This window comes from Lewinella sp. IMCC34183, from assembly GCF_003390915.1.
Taxonomy (GTDB): Bacteria; Bacteroidota; Bacteroidia; order Chitinophagales; family Saprospiraceae; genus Neolewinella.
Genome location: NZ_QMEM01000004.1, coordinates 94151 through 116927, shown reverse-complemented (window position 1 = coordinate 116927; position 22777 = coordinate 94151). Strand labels below are relative to the sequence as shown.

The following is a 22777-nucleotide window of genomic DNA, read 5'->3' as shown; positions in this document are numbered from 1 at the left end:
GCCACGGAGGCGCGCAGCGCATCCCTAATCTGCGAAATCGCATGTGCTGCGGGAAAAATCTGCGCTAATTCGCGATCAAGCGCAGCGAATCCACGTGCTGCCGCAGGTGGCGCAGTTAATCTGCGGTAAAAATCCTGTACTGCGTGCAAACCCACATACCGTGGGAAATCCGCAGTAAAACTTCCAAACGCCACCGAGCAAAATAAACACTCACAAAGCCCGCAATACCTCCCGCACCCGAGCATCATCCCGCCGAGAAGGCGTAAGCCCCCGGGAAGTACAGTACTGCTGGTGCCGCGGCTCCGCTCGATAAAAGGCCGCCACCACTTCCACATCGGTGGCCGGATCGAACCCACGGGCGCGTAGCGTAGCCACCATCCGGCGGGCGGTAGCCAACTGCTCGTCTTCCGACAAGGAAAAAATGGCCGAGCGGTACTGGCCGGTACCCTTGCCCCGATTGATCTCAAAGTTATGCAGTGCGAAAAACTCGGTCAGGAGCGCCTCAGTAGTGCATCGGCGTGTATCATACTGCACCGCGACCACCTCGGCGTGGCCGGTATCCTTTTTGCAGACATCGTAGTAGCCCGGGTCGATGGTATGCCCACCCGCAAATCCTACCTGGGTAGCGATTACGCCGTCCAGCTGGCGCAGGTGATACTCCCGGCCCCAGAAACAGCCGCTGCCGAGCAGCAGGGTGGCCCTTCAGGCCTCTTTGGTGTCGAGCTTGCCGTGCTCGGCCTCGTACTTCTCGCGGGGAATGAACTTGATCGACAGGCTATTCACGCAGTGACGGGTGTTCTTTTCCGTGAAGCGCTCACCGTGGAACACGTGGCCCAGGTGGCCGCCACAGTTATTGCATAGGATTTCCACCCGGCGCCCGTCGGCGTCACGAATGTGCTGTACGGCATTCGGTACTTCATCGTCGAAGCTCGGCCAGCCGCAACCGCTACTGAATTTATCGTGGCTATCGTACAGGGGGGCATCACAGCGGCGGCAGACGAATACGCCATCCTGCTTGAAGTTGTTATACTCTCCGGTGAAGGGCATCTCGGTGCCTTTGTGCTCTATGACGCGCAGCTCTTCCTTGGAGAGGGGATTCCAGTTTTCTTTCGTTTTCATGGAAGGAAAACAAACGAATTGTGGTGATGGTTGGCGGGGGGTGGTGCGTTGGTGCATGGGTGCATTACTGCATTGGTGGGTTGTGGCGGGACCGTGCCGCTTGCTGCGCTCGCGGTAGGGCGGCTAGGAGCTGCCATTTCAGCGCATGCTGCTCCTATTGCCTGGCACCTGCGCACCGCCGCCATAAAATTTTAGGCGTCCGCGTGAGCAAGGCAAGTCCTGCAGGGCAACCCAACAACGCAGTAAGCCACCAACGCATCAATCCTCCTCCTCCACCACGAAGTCGTAGCTCTCCATGATCACGTTGGCGAGCAGCTTGGAGCAGGCGGTTTCCACCTTGTCGTGGGCTTCCTGCTCGTTATCGGCGTGCAGGGCCATGGTGACGTGCTTGCCGATGCGTACGTCGGTCACGCCCTTGAGGCCGAGGTTGGGCAGGTTTTTGACGACTACCTTGCCCTGGGGGTCGAGGAGCTCGGCTTTGGGCATAATATTGATGTGGGCGAGAAACTTCATAGGGGCGGCTTGGCGGCGACGGGCGGGTAGACCAGGTTGAGTAATACGTAGACGCCGACGATGAAGGGGAAGGCCGAGGTCCACAGTAAAATGAGGAGGCAGATTGCCACGGCGGCAAAGATATAGCGCGTCTCATTCCCGGCCCACCCGAAGCCCTTCAGCTTGAAGGAGAACATCGGATGCTCGCTCACCAGCAGGTACGACATGGCCAGAATGGACGGATACAGGATCGCCGGCTGCAGCACGTGGGTGCCCCAGTTCTCGTCGGTAGCGACGATGAGCATGAGCCCCACCGCGTAGACGGTGCTCGTGGGCGTAGCGACCCCGATGAAGTTTTCCGACTGCCGCGTGTCCAGGTTGAACTTGGCCAGGCGCAGGGCGCTGAACAGGGCCACGAACAGGGCCGGGGCGGCGTACCACGACCACTGAATGGCCGCGGGATCGGACAGGTCGGGGGCCGCGGACGCAGGTGCGGTGTTGGCGCCCAACAGCAGCAAGACGTAGTAGATCATGGCCGGGACCACCCCGAAGCTGACCATGTCGGCCAGGCTGTCGAGTTCCTTGCCGTGCTCGCTGCTGACGTTGAGGGCGCGGGCGACCAGTCCGTCGGCAAAGTCGAACCAGCCGGCGGCAAACAGGAACCAGAACGCGGGGATGAACCGCAGGTCAAGTATGCAGACGATGGCCGCGCACCCGCAGAACAGGTTGAGGAGGGTGACGAAGTTTGGGATCCATGCTTTCACGGTCGGCAAGTTAAACGTTTGTTAGGGTTAGGACACTTTGCCAGCGTTCCGGGGTACGTTATGCGTCTCTAGCTATGTTACCTAATGGCTAGCTTTGAGATTATGATTCGACTTTACGCACTTGTCCTGGGCCTGCTGACCACCGCAGGGGCTTCGGCACAGCCGGCAAACGACGATTGTGCGGACGCCATCGTGCTGCCGGAAGCCATGAATTACTGCTCCGGGGCCGCGGCCTTCACCAATGTGGATGCCACCCCCTCCCTGGAGTTTGATGACTATCCTACCTGCATCGACGAGCGCGACGAGATCCGTGACGTGTGGTTCAGTTTCGTAGCCCTGCGCAATTCGGTCAGTATCCAGGTCATCGGCGACGAGCCCGGCAACAGCCGCGGTACGCTTACCGCGCCGCAGTTCGCGCTCTTTTCGGGAAGCTGCGGCAGTCCGCAGGGCGTGGCCTGCCGCTCCACCTTCGTAGCCGGGGGGAATACCCCCAACAGCGGATCGCTCATCTTCAACGAGCTGCAGCGGGGCGAGACCTACTACATCCTCGTCGGGGCCCGCGCCGACCGCTCCGGTACCTTTGAGCTCTGCGTCAATCAATTCGACGCGCCGCCGAGTCCCAGCAGCGACTGCGAAACCGCCGTCATCCTGTGCGACAAGTCCCCCTTCGCCGTCGACTTCCTCCAGGGACGGGGCAATGTACTGGATGACCTCCAGTCGGAAAATATCGATTGCCAGGGGCGCCCCGAGGAAAGTAATTCGGCCTGGTACAAGTGGACGTGCGCCGAGGCCGGTAGCCTGGAATTCGACATCACGCCCCTGGGCTCGGCCTTCAACGAGGACATCGACTTCGTCCTGTACGAACTGGACAGCGGCCTTGACGACTGCGGCGACCGGCGGCCCATCCGTCAGATGTTCTCCGGCGAGAACGGCGGGAACCCCAACAGCAGCGTCAACTGCTTCGGCGCCACCGGGCTGGGCCCCCGCGCCGAGGAGGGGCCCATCGAGAATTGCGGCTGCTCGCCCGGCGACAACAATTACGTGAGCTTCGTGGATATGGAGGCCGGCAAGTCCTACGCCCTGGTCATCATGAACTTCACCGGCTCCGGCGACGGCTTCGAGATCGAATTCGGCGGCACGGGCACCTTCCTCGGCCCCGAGCCCAACCTGACTTACAGCAGCGCGGAGGTCTGCGTGGGCGATGCGGTCACCTTCCTGGACGAATCCACCTCCGTCGACGGCATCGAGAGCTGGGACTGGGACTTCGGCCCCACCGCCACGCCGCGCTTCGCCAGTGGGGCCGGGCCGCACGACGTTACCTTCGCCGAGGCCGGTGCGCCCGCCATCACCCTGGCGATCACCAGCACCCGCAACTGCATCGAGTACATTTCCACCACCGACGTCAACGTCGTGTGCTGCAGCGAGCAGTTCACGGGCGTGGCCGAGGTGTCCGACGTTACCTGTGCCGGGGCCGGCGACGGCACCATCGCCTTCACGGGCAGCTCCACCGTGCCCGGGGCCACCCTGGCTTACGCCTGGAGCAACGGTGCCACCACGGCTACCGTTGCCGGTCTCGATCCGGGTAGCTACACCGTCACCCTGACCGACGGCTCCGGCTGTGAGGCGAGTTACGAATACACGGTGCAGGGTTCGTCCGCCTTCGTGCTTGACACCCTGATCACGCCGCCCGATTGTGGGGGCGGGACCAACGGCGTATTGGAATTCACCATCCTTTCGGGGGGCGCGCAGCCGTACGAATACAGCTTTAACGGAGGTCCGTTCGGCCCCGAAAACCGCCTGGAAAACCTGGCGGCCTCCACCGTAACGGTACGGGCCCGTGACGGCCAGGGCTGTGAGATCGTGCAGGAGATAGCGGTGGACGAGCTGCGGCTGAATATACTGGAGGGCAGCGCCGCCTTTCGCGAGCCCACCTGCAACGGCGGGGCGGATGGTCAGTTGGTCATCGAGCTGGCCAACGGACGGGCGCCCTACCGTTACGATTTCGGAGAGGGCTTGCAGGGTAGCCAGCAGCGGACGGGCTTCGCGGCCGGTACCTATCCCGTGCGGGCCGTCGACGCGGACGGTTGCACCGGCGATTTCAACGTTACGGTGACCGACCCCCCCCTGCTGGAAACCGACCTGCAGGTCGATAGCCTGAGCTGTTACGGCGTGGACGACGGCACCATCCTGGCGACCGGATTAGGCGGCCGTCCCGGCTACACCTACGCGTGGGCCGATGGCGTGGACACCAATTTACGCGCCTCCCTCGCGGCGGGTACCTACGTGCTTACCCTTACCGACAGCCTCGGCTGCAGCCGGCAGGATTCGGTCACCCTGACCAACCCCTCGGAGATCGTGGCGCGCATCGCCAATCAGCAGGACCTGGTGTGCGCCGGCGACTCCATCGGATTTTTCACGCTGGCTGCCACGGGCGGCACCCCGGAGTACGCATACAGTGCCGACGGGCTGATCTTTCAGGCCGATACCCTGCTGACCGGCTTGTCCGCCGGCGACTACACCCTGTACGTGGAGGACCGCAACGGATGCCGCGACAGCCTCAGCGGGACCCTCCGTGAGCCGATGCCGTTCGTGGTCGACCTAATGGTGGAAGATGCCCGCCTCTTCCTTGGTGAGGATACCGTACTCCAGGCGCGGGCCAATTACTTTCCCGTCACCTACGCCTGGGGGCCGGACAGCGTGACGTGCCTTACGCCCGATTGCTCCCGGGTGCGGGTGATGCCCCTGGGACCGATGAAGTACTTCGTTACCGGTACCAACGCGGTCGGCTGCGTGGATACCGCTGTCGTCGCCTTCACCGTCATCGAGGACCTGGGTACCTACGTACCCAACGCGATCTCCCCGAACGGGGACGACGCCAACGATCGCTTTACCGTGTTCGGGAACCGGGCGATCGGCTACGTTGAGCAACTGCGGGTGTACGACCGCTGGGGCGGACTGTTGTACGAGGCCCCCGAACCCTTCCCGGCCAACGATCCGGCGTACGGTTGGGACGGTACCGTCGACGGGCAGTTAGTGAACAGCGGTGTTTACGTGTACTACGTACAAGTACGCTACCTCAACGGCCGGCTGGTCGGCTACCGGGGTGACGTAACGGTTCTGTACTAATTGATTTTCCCCATGCGCATTTTCCTCTGTCTGCTAGGTATACTGATCCTCACGGGCTGCTCGCCCGATTCCCTGGGCGACCGCCTCTTCGATCTTAATTACCCGGTAGTGGATTTTACGATCCCGGCGGGGCAGCCGTCGTTTCAGACTTTCGTGGTGGCCCGCCCGCGCATGGGCACCAACTTTCGGCAGGAGATGGCCGAAAACGGATATACGGAAGACGACATCGACCTGGTGGGGGGCATCCGGGCCCGGGTGACCAGCCTGTCCGGCGAGGATTTCCGGGAGATCGAGCGAATGGAACTGCGGGTGTGCCCCGTTGACGCCATCGGGGGCTGCACCTTCATCGACCTCATGTTCAGCGTCGACGAGCTGGGTGGGCGCCGGCAACAGGTCGTGAACCTGAACCCGGGACAGAAGAATTTCCGCAACGTCTTCCTGAACAACGACGAAGTACGGATGGAGCTGGTAATCACTCCCTTTAGCATTACTTCCCAAAACATTGAGGCGCGCCTGGAGTGGACGGTAGGGGCCGTGGGGGGGCTTTAGTACACAGTAGAGTGGTGGTATAGTATGCAGTCTCGCTGTGGGCAATCCGCGGCGGACAGAAAAACGATCCTTCGCCTAGCGTTTGGTAGCAGTGAAGGCTTCCAGTTTCTTCTTCAGGTCCGAGGAGTTGAAGGGCTTGGTCAGGTAGTCGTCCATGTCGGCGGCCAGGCACCGTTCGCGGTCGCCGGACATGGCGTGGGCGGTCATTGCTATGATAGGAGTCCGCGCTGCATCCGTTTGCCGTTCGTACGTGCGGATGCGGGCGGTGGCCTCGTAGCCGTTCAGCTCGGGCATCTGGATATCCATGAGGATGGCCGCGTACGGCGTCTGCCGGGCCAGCGCCACGGCCTCGGTGCCGTTGACGGCCACGTCGTAGGGGTAGCCGAAAATGCGCAGGTACCGGCCCGCAATGATGGCGTTGGGCTCAAAGTCTTCTACGAGGAGAATGCGTAGCCGGGCGTTAGCGGATGAACCGGCATTGGCCGGCACCGGCGGGCGGGTGGCAACCGGCTGGTCGGGGTCGATCGACAGGGGGAGCTGGACCGTGAAAACAGATCCGTGGCCCGGTTCACTTTCGACCGAGATGGCACCATCCATCAGTTCCACCAGTTCGCGGGTAATGGAGAGTCCCAATCCCGTGCCGCCGAATTTTCGGTTAATGGAATTGTCGGCCTGGGTGAATTTCTGGAAGATGAAAGAAAGCTTTTCCGGCTCGATCCCGATACCGGTGTCTTCCACCCGCAGGCGAACGCGGGCGGTGCGATGGTCGGAATCGATCGCTTTCTCGACTCGGACCGTCACCCGCCCCTCGGTAGTGAACTTCAGGGCATTGCCGCAGAGATTGAGCATCACCTGGCGCAGCCGTACCGGATCGCCCACGAAGCAGTTCGGTCCCCGGTCGTGACCCACGACCCGAAATTCGAGCCCCTTTTGCCGGGCGCGCAGCGACAGCATATCGGCCACGCTATCGAGGAGATCGGCCAGCCGGAAGGGAATGCGCTCCAGCTGCACGCCCCGCGCCTCGATCTTGGACAGGTCCAGCAGGTCATTGATCAGGGACAGCAGGGAATCGGCGGAACTCTTCAGGGTGTCGACCAGCTCGGCCTGGGTATCGGTGAGGCGTTCGTGGCGACTCAGGATGTCGGAGATGCCGATGACCACGTTCATGGGCGTGCGGATTTCGTGGCTCATATTGGCCAAAAACTCCGACTTGGCGATGTTGGCAGCTTCCGCTTCGTTGCGCGCCTGAATTAACTGTCGCTCTACTTTTCGCTTGATCGCGGCATTTTTTTCGCGCTCAATGACGGTGCCGGCGGTCCGCGAAATGATTTCGAGCAACTGGATCTTTTCCCTGCTCGGGTAGGTCGGCTTGTCGTAATAAAGCGCGAAGGTCCCCAGTACCTCGCCCGCACTCGACCAGATGGGGTTAGACCAACAGGATCGCAGGTTATGACGAAGGGGGACCTCCTTAAAACTTGCCCAGGCCGGGTCGGTGTCAATGTCGTAGGCCGCATATGTCTTGCCGCTGTATGCTGCCGCACCGCAGGAACCCCGGTCCATGCCGATGGGAATACCCTCCGCCGAAGGTTTAAGAATATCGGGCAAACTCGGGGCGGCCCCGTGCAGCAGGCATTGCCGCTCTTCGTCCAGCAGCAGAATGGAGGTACGTACCCCGATGCTGGCGTTCTCCTCCAGGGTGCGGAGCAGGTGGTCCAGGATGGAGGGTAGCGGCTTACCGTGAACGGACATCTCCAGGGCAAGCTTCTGCCCTTCCGTGACGGCCTGTAGCCTGCGGGCCTGGGTGACATCGGACGCTGCGCAGTAGATCACTTCCTTATCGGGGATCGGCAGCGTATTCCAGCTCAGCCACCGGTGGTTTCCATCCTTGCAGCGGAAACGATTTTCGACGTGGTACGCATGCTCGCCCCGGGTGGCGGCCCGGATGGTTTCTTCGCTTATTTTCCGGTCTTTGGGGTCCACGAAGTCCAGGTAGGGCCGGTTGGTCATCTCGCCGGGGGTCCACCCCAGAATAGCCTCGCACGCAGGGCTTACCTCCCGCAGGCATCCGTCAAAATCAGTCTTGACCAGCAAGTCGGTAGCCACGGTGAAGAAGTGGCTGCGGTCCTGTTCGGCCCGCACCCGGGGCGTGACGTCCTCGGTAGCGTGGAGGATGCAGCTGACGGTGCCATCGTCCCCGAACAGCGGGATGTTCTTGGAATTCCAGTACCGCTCCTCGTATTCTTCTCCTTCCCCGGTACTGGTCGGCCGCTGAAGGTCGTACTTCAGTAATCCTATCTCGTGGGGCTCGCTGTGCTGCAGAACGTGTTCCAGGGACGCGCTCAGACGAGCCATCGCACCTTGCCCGGGGTCCTCAGGGAAGGCATCAAATACGCTACGTCCCTGCAGATCTTCCAGGGTCCGGCGGGTGGCTGCCAGGTAGGCATCGTTGGCGGTTAGGATAGTATAGGATGGGGCATCCGCCTTTAGGATAAGGTACATGCCGGGAGCCGATCCAAAGATGGATGCAAAATCAAGTCCGGCAGGTTGGGGAGCGGGTTTCATGAGCAGGAAAACAGAATGCGCGGAAGCAGAAAGACACGCATTTTCAGGTGTTTAGCAACAAAGATACATCCCGTAAAGTACGCTACTTGTTTGCCTAAACGCGCTCGTCTGCAAAGTTGCGCAAATTGGTAGCTGCGGGAAGGACTTCGGGAGCCGGTACCAAGAAAAATCCCGAACACCAACGCTGTCGGTGTTCGGGATTTTTCGGTTGGCCTGTTCCAGGTCTTTATCGCCTGGACATGAGCGGAAGTTGGGCGGGATCAGGGATTCTGGTCGCCGGGCCCCAGGTTGGGATTGGCATCCAGTTCCAGCTGCGGAATCTTGAATACCCAGTCCGGATTTACGGAAGGCTTCTCCACGATGTACGCGTCCTGGTAGAGGGTTTGGGAAGCGCCCGATCCACCATTGGCGGAGTGGTCGATGCCTTCGTCCCAACGGATCTTATCCTGGAACAGGAAGCCCTCGCCCCACAGCTCGACGCCACGCTGAAACTTGATGTGCTCCATCAGGCTTGCCTGGTCGTCGAATTCGGTGACGTCGTACGCGCTGTCGCGCTCTTCGCCCAGTGGCCGCAGGGCTTCCTGCGCCGCTTCGACGTTGCCCATCATGGCGTGAGCTTCGGCTTCGATGAGGTACATCTCCGAGGCCCGCATGTAAATAATGTCGTCGGGATCGGTCGTGCCGGGGGACTGCTGACGCAGCTTTACGTGCATGTACGGGTGGGTGTTGTGCGCGGACGTCCAGCCCCAAACGCTTGCCAGCCGGTCGATCTCCGCGTCAAACTCCTCTTCCGTTTCGTATTCGGGGTTGGTATTGTTCTCCCAGCCTCCGTTGCCGTTGGCGGCGGAAAGGTTGGAGTTGGGCGCATCGATCAGGAACATGTCCTTACGGTAGTCGGTGTCCGGGATGGCATCGATCAGTCTCCGGTCGGCGATCTTAGGGTTGTTCCGGACCTGGCTGCCGTTAAAGGTGTTGGAGGCCAGGTAGAAGTAAGAACGGAAGAAGGTCGTCTCCGTGGTGATAACGTTGCTGCCCCAGATCACTTCGGGCAGCAGGGTCGAGTTGAAACCGGCTTTCCAGTCGTCCTCACCCATGATGTCGTAGTCCTGGCGGGCGGCCACGGCGGATTCCGCCGCCAGCTCCCAGTCGCCCGTAGCCAGCGCCATACGGGCCTGCAGGCCGTAGGCCACGTCGATGTTCAGGTTGGCCTTGTCGGCGGCGTTGCCGCTGGGGCGGGGTGCGGCGTCCTCGAAGTTCTCAATAGCCGCCGTCAGGTCGGCGGCGATCTGATCGTAGACCTGCTGCACGGTAGCCCGCGGGCCGCTGGTGAAGGGGGCTTCGGTCGCCTCGACGATGGGCACGCCGGGGTCGCTGGACGGATTACCGATGAGGTACCCTTTTGCGTAGTGCTGTACCAGGGACATGTAAGCGTAGGCCCGGTAGGCGTAGGCCTGACCGACGATTGTTCGCAGTTCGGGGGTGTCAGGCAGGTCACCTGCCGCTACCCGGTTGATGATGGAGTTGGCGTTCGCGATCAGGTTGTAGCGGTGGTACCAGAGGATCTCCACGGTCTGGGAGGTCTCTACCGTATGTGAGTTCCACTGAGCCTCGGTCCGCCAGCCCAGGTTGTTGGCGTTAGCGCTGTGGATGAGGCCACCGGCGAGGTTGTCGCCCAGCGGTACCCAGTAGTGCTCATTGGCGCGGGCGGTGTTCGCCACCGCCGAGCCACCGGGTAGGATGGTCTGGGACTGGGAGTACATCGAGCGGTGCATACCGGCGATGATCAGCGCCATGTTCGACTCGGTGGCGAGGGCATCGGCTGCGGAGATCGCATCCGTCGGAGTGGTGTCGAGGTAGTCCTCCTTGCAGGACACCGTAAGCAGTGCCAGGAAGATCAACCCGTATTTTATATTGTTTACCATTGATAGATGGTTTTAGAAGTTAGTATTGAGGCCGAAAGTGATAAGGCGCGCGGGGTTGAAGTCATCCCCCGGGGAGGTGCCCGCCAGGTTGTACTGGGGATCCAGGCCGTCACGTTCGGTTAGCAGGAGAAGGTTTTCTCCCGTTACGGACAACTTCAGGTTGTCCAGACCGATCCGGTCCACGAAAGCATTTTCAAAGCGGTAGGAGAGGTTAACGTTCCGGAGGGACAGGAAGGAGGCATCGGTCAGGAACCGGGTGGACTGGGTCCGTACCAGGTCGACATTGCCGTTTTCAAGCCGGGGTACGTCGGTAACGTCGCCGGGCGCCCGCCAGGCGTTCAGGATGTCGGGGTGCAGGGAGGGGCCGTAAGTGCTGCTGCTCATCATGGCCGAGTAGCCGTTGTCCAGGATCTTGCCTCCGATACCGTAGGTGACCAGGACATTGAGCGAGAAGCCCTTGTAGGCGATGTTGTTGGACACGGATCCCAGGAAGTCGGGAATGGAGCTGTCGCCGGTGTAGGCCCGCTCGGTCTCCTGCCAGTCGTTGGTGGTCGCTTGCGTGCCGTCGGCTTCCATCACGGGAACGCTGTTGCCGTCCTCGTCGAATTCATACATATAGAACAACTGATCGCCGTTCGCGGGATCGACCCCGGCAGTATGGAGGAGGAAGAAATCGAAGCGCGAACGACCTACCGCCCAGCGCTTGGAGCCGTTCACGAAGGGATCCGGCAGGCTGGTAATCTCGTTGTTGAAGGTAGAGGCCGTGACACGCATGTTCCACCGGAAATCGCGGTTCGCGATGAAGTTCGCCGTTAGGCCCAGCTCAACGCCTTCGTTGTACATATCCCCGATGTTGGAGGGGACGGAGTTGTGGCCGTTACTCAGGGCGATGGGCAGGCTGTAGAGCAGGTCGGAGGAGTTGCGCTTGTAGTACTCCAGCGATCCGTCGAGGAAGCTGTTGAAGAGCGTGAATTCTAGGGCTACGTCGAAGCTCTCGATCGTTTCCCACTGCAGGGCGGCATTGCCGATGTCCGACCACCAGATGGCCGGGCTGCCGGCGTTCGAGGTGATGCTGTACCGCGGCTGCGACAGGAAGTAGTCGCCCAGGTCGTCGTTACCGACCTCACCGTAGGAGGCGCGTAGCTTAAGGCGATCGATGAAGCCAATGTTCTCGATGAAGCGCTCCTGCCCCAGTTGCCACGAACCACCAACGGAGTAGAAGGTACCCCAGCGCGTGTTCTGGCTGAAGATGGAGGATCCGTCCCGGCGGGCCGAGAGGCTGATATTGTACTTGCTGTCGAAACTGTAGTTGGCCCGGGCGAAGTAGCCCTCGATCCGCTTCACCGAGGTGTAGCCTCCGAGACTGACGGGGGTGGCGAAGTTGGCGAATTCAAAAATGCCTTCGGCGGTCTGCTCGATGGCCAACGCGTTGTTCTGGCTGTAGTTGCGGTCGAAATTTTCGTGGCCCAGCGTGATGTCGATGTTGTGTACATCCGAGATGCTTCGGTTGTAGGTCAGTAGCTGGTTGAAGTTCTCCACCTGTCTTCTGTAGCGCGTCTCGCCGTAGCGACCCGTAGGCTGCGCGTCACCGATGATGTTGTTCTCGTACTCTTTCTGGACACCTTCCTGGATGTCCCGACCGTAGTTGAGGCGCAGGGCAAGTCCGTCCATCAGCTCGAAGTCGGCAAAGAAGCGGAAGCCGTAGAAGTTGTTGCGGTTCCGCTCGTCGTTGAGCAGGAGTTCCTGCAGGGCGTGCCGGCCCTGGTTGATGGGCCGCGAGCCGATGCCGTACTGGGAGTAGCCCTCGCCCGCGTCGAAGATCGGGTTACCGGATTCGTCCAGCACGAGATTGCCGTCGCGGTCGTTCACGTATACGGGGTAGATCGAGCCGATATTCTTCGCGAATCCGAAGGGGTTCACGATGCTTCCCGTACCGGCGGAGCTGGGTCCGCGCGAGTTGGAGATGGTCACGTTGGCGCTACCGCCCATCGTCAGCCAGTTGGTGGCGTCGAAGTCGGCGTTCAGTCGGCTGGTCAGGCGATCGAACTCGGTGGTCACGACGTAGCCGCCTTCCTCCAGGTAGGAGGAGGAAAAGTAGACGCTGTGGTCTTCGCCGCCGGTGGACAGGTTGACATTGTAGTTCGTCCGCGTGCTGTTCTGCTCCAGCACGTCGTACCAGTTGAGGCTCTTGTAAATGACGTTCGCGTCGGGGTTGAGGCGGCCGTCCGTACCGACGATCTCGTCGTTGGGTACGTCAAAGGGGTTGTACCCCAGGTTGGTGAAGATGTTGTCGGTGGCAAACTGGGCATCACCGTCGGCGGCGCCCGAGTTGCGGAGGGCTTCCCACATGGTCTCGTAGTACTGGCCGGGCGTTACCTCGTCGTACAGCGGGATGGCCCGCGATACGAAGCCGTGCTGCACGGAAGCACTCACCTTCGTGCCCGCCGCGGAGCCCCGCTTGGTGGTGATGAGTACCACGCCGTTGGCGGCCCGGGAGCCGTAGAGCGAGGTGGAGGACGCATCCTTTAGGACGGTGATCGACTCGATATCTTCCTGGTTGATGCTCGTCAGCTGGCCTTCGAACTGGATACCGTCCACGATGTAGAGGGGATCGGTATCACCGTTCAGGGTACCTACGCCGCGAATAACGATGCCCGGCGAAGAGCCCGGCTGTCCGGAAGCGGAGGTGAACTGTACGCCCGTCGCGTTACCCTCAATGGCGGCAATGGGGGAGGTGACGTTCCGCGTTTCCAGTTCTTGGCTGCCCACTACGTCGGCCGATCCGGAAAAGGCCTCCTTGGTGGTGATGCCGTAAGCGGTGACGATCACCTCGTCGAGCAGTTCCGACGAGGGTTCCATCGTGATGTCAATCGTTGACCGGTTGTCAATATCCACCCGCTGGGTTGCAAAACCGGTATAGCTGAAGATGAGTATGTTGTTTTCCTCGGCGACGGACAAGTTGTAATTTCCGTCGATGTCCGTTACGGTACCGGTGGTACTGCCGTCAACGAGGATGCTGACTCCGATCAGGGTTTCGCCTTCGCTATCGGTTACCGTGCCGCTGACGGTGCGTTGCGCCACGGTGATACCCATAACAAAGAGCGTTAGTCCTAGGACTAGCGTAATTCGTCTCATTATTGAGTGGTTTAGTTGATTAGGTTTCTAAATGAGCGGACGAATGTACGTATTTAATGTGTTATTTTTTCTGTCTAAACACGATTTACGTTCTGCCTACGGGGTGTTATTGTGCGTTTAGTTTTGCTATATAGCAAATATTGGCATATTTTATATTGATTTATTATTAAATGCAGAATAAAATTATATTGGCTCTGCTATGAAAGCATAAATTTATTTATGTTCGCTTCACTGCGTGTTTTCTAATGCAATTGTCATAAAGACGACATTTGTGTACCCCGTGAAGTGAACCTTATACCTAAGCGTGCCGGTGTATATCGACGTTTTTAGGGGTTGCAATGGCATTCCGGTTGCGGCCCCCGACTAGCTTGCTGACGAAGGCGAGTGTAATTGCCCTTGTCTTTGATGTGCTATTGCAGAAAGCCCTTACCAACATTATCGGTTAGTTAATCATCGCCTTTTTTGCGCTGTTTCGCCTGGGCGCAGGTGCAGTGACCATTTCAGGACGCCCACCCCCACCGGACAAGGTGGGCAGGTTCTCCTGCCAGCGAAAGGTCGATAGGGGGGGGCAGGGTACGGACGGGAAAAACTGTTTGGTCAAACTCGTGTTGGGCAACGCAGCGTCTCCGCTTATCTCACTAATCCCACGACTCACTAGTATGGACTACCTCATCATCGCCTTACAACTCATTGTCGGCCTCAGCATCCTGAACGTCTGGCTGGTGCAGCCGAAGAAGAACACCAAATGGCGGGGCGGGAACGCGACCACGATCACGGAAGAGTTTCGGGCATACGGCCTGCCGGAATGGTCAGTCTACGTAGTTGGCTTCATCAAAGTGGTACTCGCCGTGCTGCTCATCGTGGCGATCTGGGTGCCGGGCCTGCGTTTTTACGCCGCGATCGGACTGGCGGCCATGCTTGCTGGATCGGTGCTGATGCACTTCAAGATCAGCGACCCGCTTTACAAGTCCTTTCCTGCGGCCCTGTTTCTGGTGCTGTGCCTGATCATTGCCTTCGTCCCCGGTACGCCCCTATAGCCCACTGCCGTAAGCCACCGCCAGGTACGCATTGAGCACGGCGTAAAACAGGGCGGGGGTCGCCTGGATGAGGGTGTCGCGGATGTACATGCGCACCCCAAATCCGTAAGCCATCATCAGCGCCAGACCACCGGCGGCGGCCGTGGCCAGCAACGGCGAGAAGTAGTACCCCAGGATAAGTCCGAGGCCCCCCAGGATCTGCAGGTACCCGACAAGCGGTCGCTGACGGGCATAGCCGTAGCGGATGAATTCCCGCTCCATATAGGAAGAGGTCTGGCAGCTGACCCCAAAGAAGAGGAAGGAGATACCGGAGAAAAAGGTGGCCAGGGTCAGCAACTCCATCGAAGAACGTTTAGGAGCCTGGATGTCCGATTAGCCCCCGACCTAATAGAAATCTAGCTACAATGTTGCCACTGCACGAAAATGGGATTGGCCGCACCCGCCGCCTCCTTGGTTACCTGCTCTCCCTGCTGCCCTCCCTGGCGGTGCTGGGGTCGGGTCTGACCAAGTTCCTGCCCGACGACGAAATACATGTCCTGCTACGGAATCTGGGGCTGGACGACTACGCCGTACCTATCGGAGTTGTCGAAATTGCCGTGGTTGTACTCTACTGGATCCCGCGGACCTGCAACCTGGGGTTCTTCCTTTTCTGCTCCTACGTCGGGGCCATTCTGGTGGCGGAACTGATCCTGGGCGAGGTACCGCTGCCGGCTTTGGCGATCGGGGCAATGATCTACGCAGGGACGTTGCTGCGTAAGCCTTCGCTACTGGGCTAAGTTTTTGGCATCGGATGTACCCGACATCCGAGTCGAAAATTCCCAAAACAGCAAGCCGGAAGGCGACTATCTGTCACCTCCCGGCCTGCTTGAAGTAGATGCGGCTGGACAAATCCTCCGTCCCGACCCCTAGTTGATGACCACCCGCTTGGTGTACTTTCTGCCGGAGCTGGTCTCCAGCTCGGCCAGGTACATGCCGGGCTTCATGCGGCTGACGTCCAGTTCGGCCTTCTGCGTTGCGTATTCCCGGGTAAGTACTTGCCGGCCGGTGTACCCGTAGAGTGTTAGCCGGGTAATCTGGGCATCCGGGTTGTGCAGTTCGAAGTTGACCGTGCCGAAGCTTGGTACCGGGTAGACGCTGATGCGTTCCCGTGCGGCATCGATGGCGCTGGTCGAGGTGCTGAGCTCGGCGCAGTCAAGGCCCTGTGCCGCCGCCTCGCTGAACGAAAGCACCTGCAAGTAGTCGATGTTGCCCAGGCCACTGCCCGTGGTGGCGGTGAGGGTCACCTCGTAGTTTCCGGCGGGAAGGTTGACAACGTTGGTCGCCGTAGTTGTCCAGCTGGTCCAGCTCTCCGAGGGGGGAAAGGTCACGGTCTCGTCGGTGACGATTTCGCCGATGGACATCATCGCGTCGCGCTGCCCCTGGCTGGCGTAGCGGAACAGCATCTGGTAATCTCCCGTGGCGGGGATCGTAATCGCCCAGGAAACGCCCTCTCCCACTTGATTTTCGGTGTTGGCGAAGCCGTCTCCGGTGAAGCCCTCATTATCGCTGTCGATGGTACCAAGGTTCAGGAAACCACAAAAGGCCATTTCAGACTCCTGGATGATCGTGCCCTGACCTACGGAGATCGAGCGGAGTGCAGAAGTGTCCTTCAGCCCGTCGTTGTCGGTGACGACCGCCCAGACGTCGTATATGCCGTATCCCGGATTGTCTACCTCGGCCGAGTACGGCGGGCTATCCACGGTGGCTACCTCATTTTCACCGATGTAAAAGGCGACCTGCTCGACCGTACCGTTCGGGTCCGTGGCGTCGGCGGTAAGGGTGATCATGTCGGTAATGGAGAAGACGCGGCCCGCGTCCGGGGAGGTCACCATAATGCTCGGCGCGCCCAGGTCTATCGTCAAGGAAACCGCAGTGGATTGTACCAGGGTGCTGTCGGCGGTATACGCCCACGCGATCAGGCTATAGGTGCCGCTGGGGAGGGTGTCCAGGTTCATCACGTAGGGGGCTACGGTATCGGAAGCCAGCAGCACGTCGTCGCTACTCAGGTAGACAATGGTGCCGTCATCAAATCCGTCAATGCTGACGGTCGCGTAGAGCGTGCTGCCCTGACTGTTTGTCTGCCCCACCACCGGGTTGGTAATTTGGATGGACGGCTCCCCGGTTGGCATTGCCATGGCGATGTTGGGCATCGGGGGGGCCTCCATCTCTCCGCCCAGGTAGAAACTGGGATGGGGCGGCTGGTTGTAGCCGACGTTCTGCCAGGTCAGGGCCACCCGGTACTGAGGGTCCTGTAGCAGGGTGTACAGGCTGTGGTCGGTCGGGATGGTCGTCGAATAGATCCGGAGCGCCTGGTTATCGGATGTTCTCCAGATCACTTCTTCCCGCCAGTCGCCCAGGATGTCGCCGCTCAGGGCAGGGGTTGCCTTGGTGCCGTTGTTGGACTCCACACCCTCCGGTGATAACAAGGCGGTTTCCGTGTCGGGCGTCCACTTGGTGATGGTGGTACGGTCAAGCAGTTCGCGCTGCAGGTCACCGTCCCACCAGGAGCCGAAGTTGATGGAGGGCCGTCCGCTCGTACGGTCGATCTGATTGCCGTCCGCATCGTACACCCCAAAGCCACTCGAAGCCCAGAATTCGGCGCCCTTGGTGGCAGCCGAAACGTCGGCGACCATGGCCCGGCCGATGTCGGCCTTTTCCGTCACGTCCTTTTGCCAGAGAACCGTTCCGTCCGAAGCATCCGTGAGGTAGATGGCCGGGACGGTCTCGCCGGTGACCCGGTTGGTGGAGAAGGCCGACTCACTGGGCATGAAATACTCCAGACCGGGCCGGTCGGGAAGGAAGTCACCCAGATGGGTAGCGTCGCCGTGGTTGTTGCCGGTTACATAAAGTCCTACCCCGTCGTCGTCGACGGCCATGGCACCGTACATGATCTCGTCTTTCCCGTCCTGATCGATGTCGCCCACGCTCAGGCTATGCGCCCCCTGGCCCGTGTACAGGCTGTATGCGTTTCCGTCCTTGCCCGTACCGCCGGAGTCCGTGTCGAACACCCAGCGCTGGACCAGCTCCCCGTCGACGTAGTCCCACGCGGTGAGGACCGAGCGGGTGTAGTAGCCCCGTGCCATCACCACGCTGGGCAGCCGGTCGAAATAGGCCACGCCGGCCAGGAAGCGGTCGACCCGGTTGCCGTAGGTGTCGCCCCAGTCGCCGACATTGCCCCGCACGGGGTTGAATTCAACCGTGGAGACTTCCTCGCCCGTCATACCGCTGAAAAGGGTCAGGTACTCTGGGCCTTCCAGGATGTAGCCCTCGTCGTTGCGGTAGTCCGCCGCGTCGTCGTCGTCACCGGCTATGCCGTCACTGAGGTATTCACCGGTGGCGTCGCGGGTTCCGGGGGCCGTTTTACAGACCACCTCCGCCAGGCCGTCGCCGTCCAGGTCGTACACCATGAACTGGGTGTAGTGGGCGCCCGCGCGAATGTTGATGCCCAGGTCGATGCTCCACAGCAGCGTACCGTTCATCTTGTAGGCGTGCAGGTATACCGGATCGGTGAAGCCGCTCTGGGAGTTGTCGCGGCTCTCCCGCTCGAACTTCACGACGATCTCGAAGTCCCCGTCGCCGTCGAGGTCGGCTACGGAGGCGTCGTTCGGTTGGTAGCCCTCGGGCGTTTGCAGCGGTATCTCCTTGTAGCCGTTGCCCCAGACGACCACGGCATCCGTGGTGTCCCTTACGGCAGCATCGGTGAGTACTTCCAGGTGGTAATACTGGTCGCTGGCCCCGGTCGCGTCCAGGTAGTTCGTCACCGCGGTGAGGGGAGTGGGGGTGATGAGCGAATCGTTGCGGTACAGCTGGTAGGAAATTCCCTCGGGGTCGGTAGCCAGCCGCCGCCAGCTGAGGAATACCCCGTCGTCACTCTCGAGGGCTACGAGTCCGCGGTTGAGTTTTTCCATCAACCGCTGCTGCGACAGGGCAGGAATACTTAGCAGCAGGAGCGCCGCGGTGTATAAAAATGGATTTAGGTACTTGTGTTGCATGATCGGATACACTGTTTGGGTTTTGGAAAAAAAGCATACTGCCGTAGGCGATCCGTTGCCCCGGGCAGCCTGCATCAACCCCATCCGAATCCGGAGGTACGAATCCGTAACCCCTAAAAGAGCGACAGATTTTGCAACCGGTTGCCATTTTACGGGTGAGGTCGATGGAAGATAAGTAATGTGCTCCTAAAACGATAGTTTATAATGCTTTTTTGGGTACTTGTCCTCCTTTATTTGGCGCGTATATCTATTGTTGGATAGAAGTTGTGCCGATGCCCTCTATTTCCATACTGAGAGATTCAGATACGGATTCGACTCATCGTGAGCGGATTAGATGCAAACGGTTGCAATGGCAAGCTTTAGCCAAGCGTCACTTCCGTTAGATGAGAAATTTTCAAAATTTTGGCCGGTCCGCCCTTTCGGACGCAGCCTGTTTCCGGCGGTATCACATCGCTACTCCGGGCGGCGGGGCGCAGGTGCCGTGATTAGCTACCGGCTGTAGCCACCGCTGGATGGGTAATCAGACGATGCCGCCCGTTTCGGCTAAAGCAAACGGGGTTTTGCCTAAGCGCGCTGCGGATAGCAGCCGGAACTTTGCGGTACAAACCAATACAGAATAAGATGAAAGCGGTAAGAATCCATGAATTTGGCGGACCCGAAGTGCTCAAAATTGATGAGGTGGACCGTCCCGCCCCGGCCGCCGACCAACTCCTCATAAAGGTGTACGCCAGTGGCGTCAACCCGACGGATTGGGCCATCCGGGAGGGCGGCAACGACGTGCTGCGACCTTTCCTGAAATTGCCCATGACGCTGGGTTGGGATGCCGCGGGCGTGGTGGAAGAAGTGGGTAGCGACGTGACCGGCTTCAAAAAGGGGGACGCCGTGTACGGAGAGCCCGAATTTCCCGGCGGCGGGAGCTACGCGGAGTACCTGGTCTCCCGGGCCAGTCACTTCGCCCATAAACCCGCAACGATCGACTTCACCGCAGCGGCCGCGGTGCCCCTGGCGGGGCTGACGGCCTGGACGGGCGTCTTCAAGTACGGGAAATTGCGGTCCGGTCAGCGCATTCTGGTACAGGGTGCATCGGGCGGCGTAGGCGGCTTCGCGGTACAGTTTGCCAAAGCGAAGGGGGCCTACGTGATCGGTATGGCCTCCGGCGGCAGTCTGGACTACGTCCGGCAACTGGGGGCCGACGAAGTGATCGACTACCAGACCCAGCAGTTTGAGGAATTGCTGCACGACATCGACCTGGTACTGGAGGTATCGCCGCTGCGCGACAACCGCGAACGGCTGAAGGCGGTACGAGTACTCAGGGAGGGTGGCATCTTCGTTACCGCCAACCTGGATCACCCCCTCGACGAGGAAGTAATGGAAGCCTTGGCGGCCAAACACGCTACCGGAGAAGCCTACAGCAACGAGGCCCGCGGCGAATGGCTGGAAGAAATCGCTGAATTAATTGACGCGGGTAACGTCAACGTGCCCGTAGCCCGGGTTTTCCCCCTGGAAGAAGTAGCCGAAGCCCACCGCGAGAGCGCGTCCTGGCACGTGCGCGGCAAGCTGGTGCTACAGGTTGTTGACAACGCATCTACTCATGCAGACGATTGAGACCATCAGCGCATTTCACCGGTTCCGGAAACTGCCGCCGCCCCATCATCCCCTCCTCAGCGTGATCGACGTGGCCACGGTACCCGTTCCGGACAGCAACGAGCCGGAAAGCCTGGTACTGGGCTTTTATACGATTTCCGTCAAGCGTATGCAGCACGTAAACGTCCGGTACGGGCAGCAGCCGTTCGACTTTGACGAGGGCATCCTGTCGTTCCTGGCGCCCAATCAGGTCCTTACCCAGACGTTCGATGCCGGGGCGGGGGAGGCGAAGAATTCCGGGTGGGTCATCCTGATCCACCCGGACTTTCTCTGGAACACGCCCCTGGCCGGCACCATCCACCGCTACGATTTCTGGGATTACTCCCTGCACCACGGCCTGTTCCTTTCGCCACCGGAAGAAAGCGTCGTCAACGGGGTCATTGAGAACATCCGGCGGGAGTACCTGGCCCGTACCGACAAGTTCAGCAAGCAGATCATCAGCGCGCACCTGGAGGTCCTGCTGACCTACGCCGACCGGTTCTACCAGCGGCAGTTCATTACGCGGGAAAAGTCGGGCCACGAGGTGCTGGAACGGCTGGAGCACTTGCTGCAGGACTACTTCCAACGGGACGATTTGATCGAACGGGGGCTGCCTTCGGTGCAGTACGTCGCCGACCAACTCCACCTGTCGCCCGGCTACCTGAGCAGCCTCCTGCGGGCCCTGACCGGGCGCAACACCCAGCAGCACATCCACGAGAAGCTGATCGAGCGGGCGAAGGAACGCTTATCCACCACCAACCTCACCGTGAGCGAGATCGCCTATGAGATGGGCTTCGAGCATTTGCCGTCGTTCAGCAAGCTATTCAAGGCGAAGACCAGGATGTCGCCCAGACAGTTCAGGGATGCTTTTAATTAGGCTTTCTGAAGCGTGCGGGCATCCGTCCGGTCATCCGATGAGGCCTCCTGCCGTCGGCTCGCATCGGATGACCTTTGCTGTCTAATGCTGCCGGCAGTCCTGCGGGCACCGCACCAATGCACCAACCCACCAATCTAGTCCCTAACCAACGCCAAGCGCATCCGCTTAATCCGGCCTTACCAACACACGCCGTGCGTACCAGGCCGTAAGCACGGAGTCAACCGCAATGCCCAGTCCGAATACCAGAAGGATGCTATCCAGATCAGGTGCCCAGATGCCCGTCCAGTAGAGTAGGTAGGCGATTAGGTAGACTGTCCCGTTGGTGATCAGCGACTGGAAGGCGAGATATTTGGTCCTACCCAGCCCGAGGAACAGGCTGTCCGCGATCGTATTGAGCGCCAGCAGTGCATAGGGTCCTAACAGCCAATAAAAGCAACGGGTGGCGTAAGACACGGATACCGGGTCGTTGCCGAAAAAGCGCAAGATCGGCCCGGCAAATGCCGCTACCGCCGCCCAGCCAAGAAGCACCATTCCGCCGAGGAGCAGGCTATAGCGTAGAATACCGGGCAGACGCTCCGGATGCGCTGCGTGGTTGGCAAACATGACGTTGGCGGTTTCTGCAATGGCTTTAATTGGTACAAGAAGAATGGTCCAAAAGAGGAACATGCATAGGTAATACCCGCCGATGGGCCCGGTGCCCATGGCGTTGATCAGGTTGATCACGACCGCCAGGTAGGCTACATTACGTACCGCGCTGTCCACCGCTACCCAGCCACCAACTCGTCCAAATACGGCTAGATCACCACGGAGCGGGCTCAAGAACCCGGCAAACAGGTCAGCGCCCAGACGACGGCGGAGTTCGAAGAGGGCGAAAGAAAAAGCGAGGGTTTCCACTAGCAAACTCGAGAGGGCGACACCATCCGAACCGAGCGCAAGGGAAAACTCGAAATCCCCGAAAAGGTAGCTGTCCAGCAGCACCGAGGCGATCAGGCGCACTACAAGCACCCGGAGTAGGGCACCACGCGCCCGCAGTGCTTCGAGCATGATCACCGCGCCAAGGCCAAGGGCAAGTCCCACCAGCGACAAGGCGCGCAGGCGGAGGTAACGGATCGTTTCCTGTAAAATCTCTACCGGCGTATCGATCGCTTCCACGAAGCGATCGGCGAAGAGGCCGATGGCCAGCGCGAAGGGTATGACCAGTAGGGCCATCAGCCGGAGGGTAGCAGCCGCCCGGCGTGCGGTCAGCATTGCGTTGCCGCTAAATAGCGTACTCCCCACGAAGTAAAAGATGGGAAGCACCAGGCTCTCCTGCAGAATTTCGAACAACACCTGCACGAATTGCCACTGCGACACGATCGCCAGGCCGTTCACGCCCGGGATACCGTTCCCGACGAGGTACATCCGGTAAGAGAGGTACAGGGATGGAAAGATCTGGTAGGCGAGGATGGTGGCTAATAGCTTCCAATCCCACAAGTTGTAACTTAGCTTGGTGTTCCGCAACCGTTGATCATTGCTGGTCTTGCAAATTTAACGGGATAAG

At 60.1% G+C, this 22777-nt stretch carries 16 protein-coding genes; 6 read left to right on the top strand and 10 right to left on the bottom strand.

Annotated features, from left to right (window positions below):
* Positions 1-210: 210 nt before the first annotated feature.
* The 4 genes from DQG19_RS21620 to DQG19_RS10210 all read right to left on the bottom strand — a co-directional run bounded on the left by DQG19_RS21620 (position 211) and on the right by DQG19_RS10210 (position 2375).
* On the bottom strand, positions 211-690 hold the full coding sequence (locus tag DQG19_RS21620; protein WP_410503624.1) for a peptide-methionine (S)-S-oxide reductase MsrA: 480 nt from the start codon (positions 688-690) through the stop codon (positions 211-213).
* Positions 691-702: 12 nt separating this feature from the next.
* Positions 703-1119, bottom strand: a complete 417-nt coding sequence (locus DQG19_RS10220) for a methionine-R-sulfoxide reductase (RefSeq protein ID WP_116126163.1) — start codon at positions 1117-1119, stop codon at positions 703-705.
* Between the two features lie 258 nt (positions 1120-1377).
* Positions 1378-1632: a phosphoribosylformylglycinamidine synthase subunit PurS gene (gene purS, locus DQG19_RS10215; protein WP_116126162.1), complete on the bottom strand. Its 255-nt coding sequence runs from the start codon at positions 1630-1632 to the stop codon at positions 1378-1380.
* Positions 1629-2375 (bottom strand): CDP-alcohol phosphatidyltransferase family protein, encoded by a 747-nt coding sequence (locus tag DQG19_RS10210; RefSeq protein WP_157974438.1) that lies wholly within the window; start codon positions 2373-2375, stop codon positions 1629-1631. Before DQG19_RS10210 ends, purS begins: the two co-directional genes overlap by 4 nt.
* Before the next feature lie 102 nt (positions 2376-2477).
* Here DQG19_RS10210 and DQG19_RS21530 point away from each other — a divergent pair, with 102 nt between their 5' ends.
* Both DQG19_RS21530 and DQG19_RS10200 read left to right on the top strand, forming a co-directional pair.
* Positions 2478-5501 carry a gliding motility-associated C-terminal domain-containing protein gene (locus DQG19_RS21530; RefSeq protein WP_198661713.1) on the top strand — a complete coding sequence of 1008 codons (3024 nt, stop codon included), beginning with the start codon at positions 2478-2480 and terminating at the stop codon, positions 5499-5501.
* 12 nt (positions 5502-5513) lie between these two features.
* On the top strand, positions 5514-6050 hold the full coding sequence (locus tag DQG19_RS10200; RefSeq protein WP_157974437.1) for a hypothetical protein: 537 nt from the start codon (positions 5514-5516) through the stop codon (positions 6048-6050).
* Between the two features lie 75 nt (positions 6051-6125).
* On the opposite strand, the gene DQG19_RS10195 is transcribed toward DQG19_RS10200, so the two are convergent.
* The 3 genes from DQG19_RS10195 to DQG19_RS10185 all read right to left on the bottom strand — a co-directional run bounded on the left by DQG19_RS10195 (position 6126) and on the right by DQG19_RS10185 (position 13669).
* Complete coding sequence (locus tag DQG19_RS10195; protein WP_198661712.1) at positions 6126-8549, bottom strand: ATP-binding protein; 2424 nt, start codon at positions 8547-8549, stop codon at positions 6126-6128.
* Between the two features lie 323 nt (positions 8550-8872).
* Complete coding sequence (locus tag DQG19_RS10190; protein WP_116126157.1) at positions 8873-10534, bottom strand: RagB/SusD family nutrient uptake outer membrane protein; 1662 nt, start codon at positions 10532-10534, stop codon at positions 8873-8875.
* 12 nt (positions 10535-10546) lie between these two features.
* Positions 10547-13669, bottom strand: coding sequence for a SusC/RagA family TonB-linked outer membrane protein (locus tag DQG19_RS10185; protein ID WP_116126156.1), 3123 nt, complete (start codon positions 13667-13669; stop codon positions 10547-10549).
* A gap of 659 nt (positions 13670-14328) precedes the next feature.
* Between DQG19_RS10185 and DQG19_RS10180 the strand changes: the two genes are divergently transcribed.
* Complete coding sequence (locus DQG19_RS10180; protein WP_116126155.1) at positions 14329-14706, top strand: DoxX family protein; 378 nt, start codon at positions 14329-14331, stop codon at positions 14704-14706.
* Here the strand turns inward: DQG19_RS10180 and DQG19_RS10175 are convergent.
* Positions 14701-15048: a DoxX family protein gene (locus DQG19_RS10175; RefSeq protein ID WP_116126154.1), complete on the bottom strand. Its 348-nt coding sequence runs from the start codon at positions 15046-15048 to the stop codon at positions 14701-14703. The two genes, DQG19_RS10180 and DQG19_RS10175, sit on opposite strands and share 6 nt — an antisense overlap.
* A gap of 62 nt (positions 15049-15110) precedes the next feature.
* On the opposite strand from DQG19_RS10175, the gene DQG19_RS10170 reads away from it, so the two are divergent.
* Positions 15111-15482: a hypothetical protein gene (locus tag DQG19_RS10170; protein ID WP_116126153.1), complete on the top strand. Its 372-nt coding sequence runs from the start codon at positions 15111-15113 to the stop codon at positions 15480-15482.
* A 129-nt stretch (positions 15483-15611) separates the two neighbouring features.
* Here the strand turns inward: DQG19_RS10170 and DQG19_RS10165 are convergent, their stop codons facing one another.
* Complete coding sequence (locus DQG19_RS10165; protein ID WP_116126152.1) at positions 15612-18737, bottom strand: Ig-like domain-containing protein; 3126 nt, start codon at positions 18735-18737, stop codon at positions 15612-15614.
* A gap of 621 nt (positions 18738-19358) precedes the next feature.
* On the opposite strand from DQG19_RS10165, the gene DQG19_RS10160 reads away from it, so the two are divergent.
* Both DQG19_RS10160 and DQG19_RS10155 read left to right on the top strand, forming a co-directional pair.
* A complete protein-coding gene (locus tag DQG19_RS10160; protein ID WP_116126151.1) occupies positions 19359-20342 on the top strand; it encodes an NADP-dependent oxidoreductase in 984 nt (327 codons plus the stop codon).
* Entirely contained in the window at positions 20329-21237 is a 909-nt protein-coding gene (locus tag DQG19_RS10155; RefSeq protein ID WP_116126150.1) for a helix-turn-helix domain-containing protein, read from the top strand. Before DQG19_RS10160 ends, DQG19_RS10155 begins: the two co-directional genes overlap by 14 nt.
* A 165-nt stretch (positions 21238-21402) precedes the next feature.
* Here DQG19_RS10155 and DQG19_RS10150 read toward each other — a convergent pair whose 3' ends face one another.
* Positions 21403-22710: an MATE family efflux transporter gene (locus DQG19_RS10150; RefSeq protein WP_157974436.1), complete on the bottom strand. Its 1308-nt coding sequence runs from the start codon at positions 22708-22710 to the stop codon at positions 21403-21405.
* Positions 22711-22777 lie beyond the last annotated feature (67 nt).

Excerpts from the sequence above, each read along its gene's own strand:
- DQG19_RS21530 (WP_198661713.1), top strand. The coding sequence starts at position 2,478 with ATGATTCGACTTTACGCACTTGTCCTGGGCCTGCTGACCACCGCAGGG.
- DQG19_RS10220 (WP_116126163.1), bottom strand. The coding sequence starts at position 1,119 with ATGAAAACGAAAGAAAACTGGAATCCCCTCTCCAAGGAAGAGCTGCGC.
- DQG19_RS10170 (WP_116126153.1), top strand. The coding sequence starts at position 15,111 with ATGTTGCCACTGCACGAAAATGGGATTGGCCGCACCCGCCGCCTCCTT.
- purS (WP_116126162.1), bottom strand. The coding sequence starts at position 1,632 with ATGAAGTTTCTCGCCCACATCAATATTATGCCCAAAGCCGAGCTCCTC.
- DQG19_RS10195 (WP_198661712.1), bottom strand. The coding sequence starts at position 8,549 with ATGTACCTTATCCTAAAGGCGGATGCCCCATCCTATACTATCCTAACC.
- DQG19_RS10190 (WP_116126157.1), bottom strand. The coding sequence starts at position 10,534 with ATGGTAAACAATATAAAATACGGGTTGATCTTCCTGGCACTGCTTACG.
- DQG19_RS10155 (WP_116126150.1), top strand. The coding sequence starts at position 20,329 with ATGCAGACGATTGAGACCATCAGCGCATTTCACCGGTTCCGGAAACTG.
- DQG19_RS10165 (WP_116126152.1), bottom strand. The coding sequence starts at position 18,737 with ATGCAACACAAGTACCTAAATCCATTTTTATACACCGCGGCGCTCCTG.
- DQG19_RS10160 (WP_116126151.1), top strand. The coding sequence starts at position 19,359 with ATGAAAGCGGTAAGAATCCATGAATTTGGCGGACCCGAAGTGCTCAAA.
- DQG19_RS10200 (WP_157974437.1), top strand. The coding sequence starts at position 5,514 with ATGCGCATTTTCCTCTGTCTGCTAGGTATACTGATCCTCACGGGCTGC.
- DQG19_RS10180 (WP_116126155.1), top strand. The coding sequence starts at position 14,329 with ATGGACTACCTCATCATCGCCTTACAACTCATTGTCGGCCTCAGCATC.
- DQG19_RS10185 (WP_116126156.1), bottom strand. The coding sequence starts at position 13,669 with ATGAGACGAATTACGCTAGTCCTAGGACTAACGCTCTTTGTTATGGGT.
- DQG19_RS10175 (WP_116126154.1), bottom strand. The coding sequence starts at position 15,048 with ATGGAGTTGCTGACCCTGGCCACCTTTTTCTCCGGTATCTCCTTCCTC.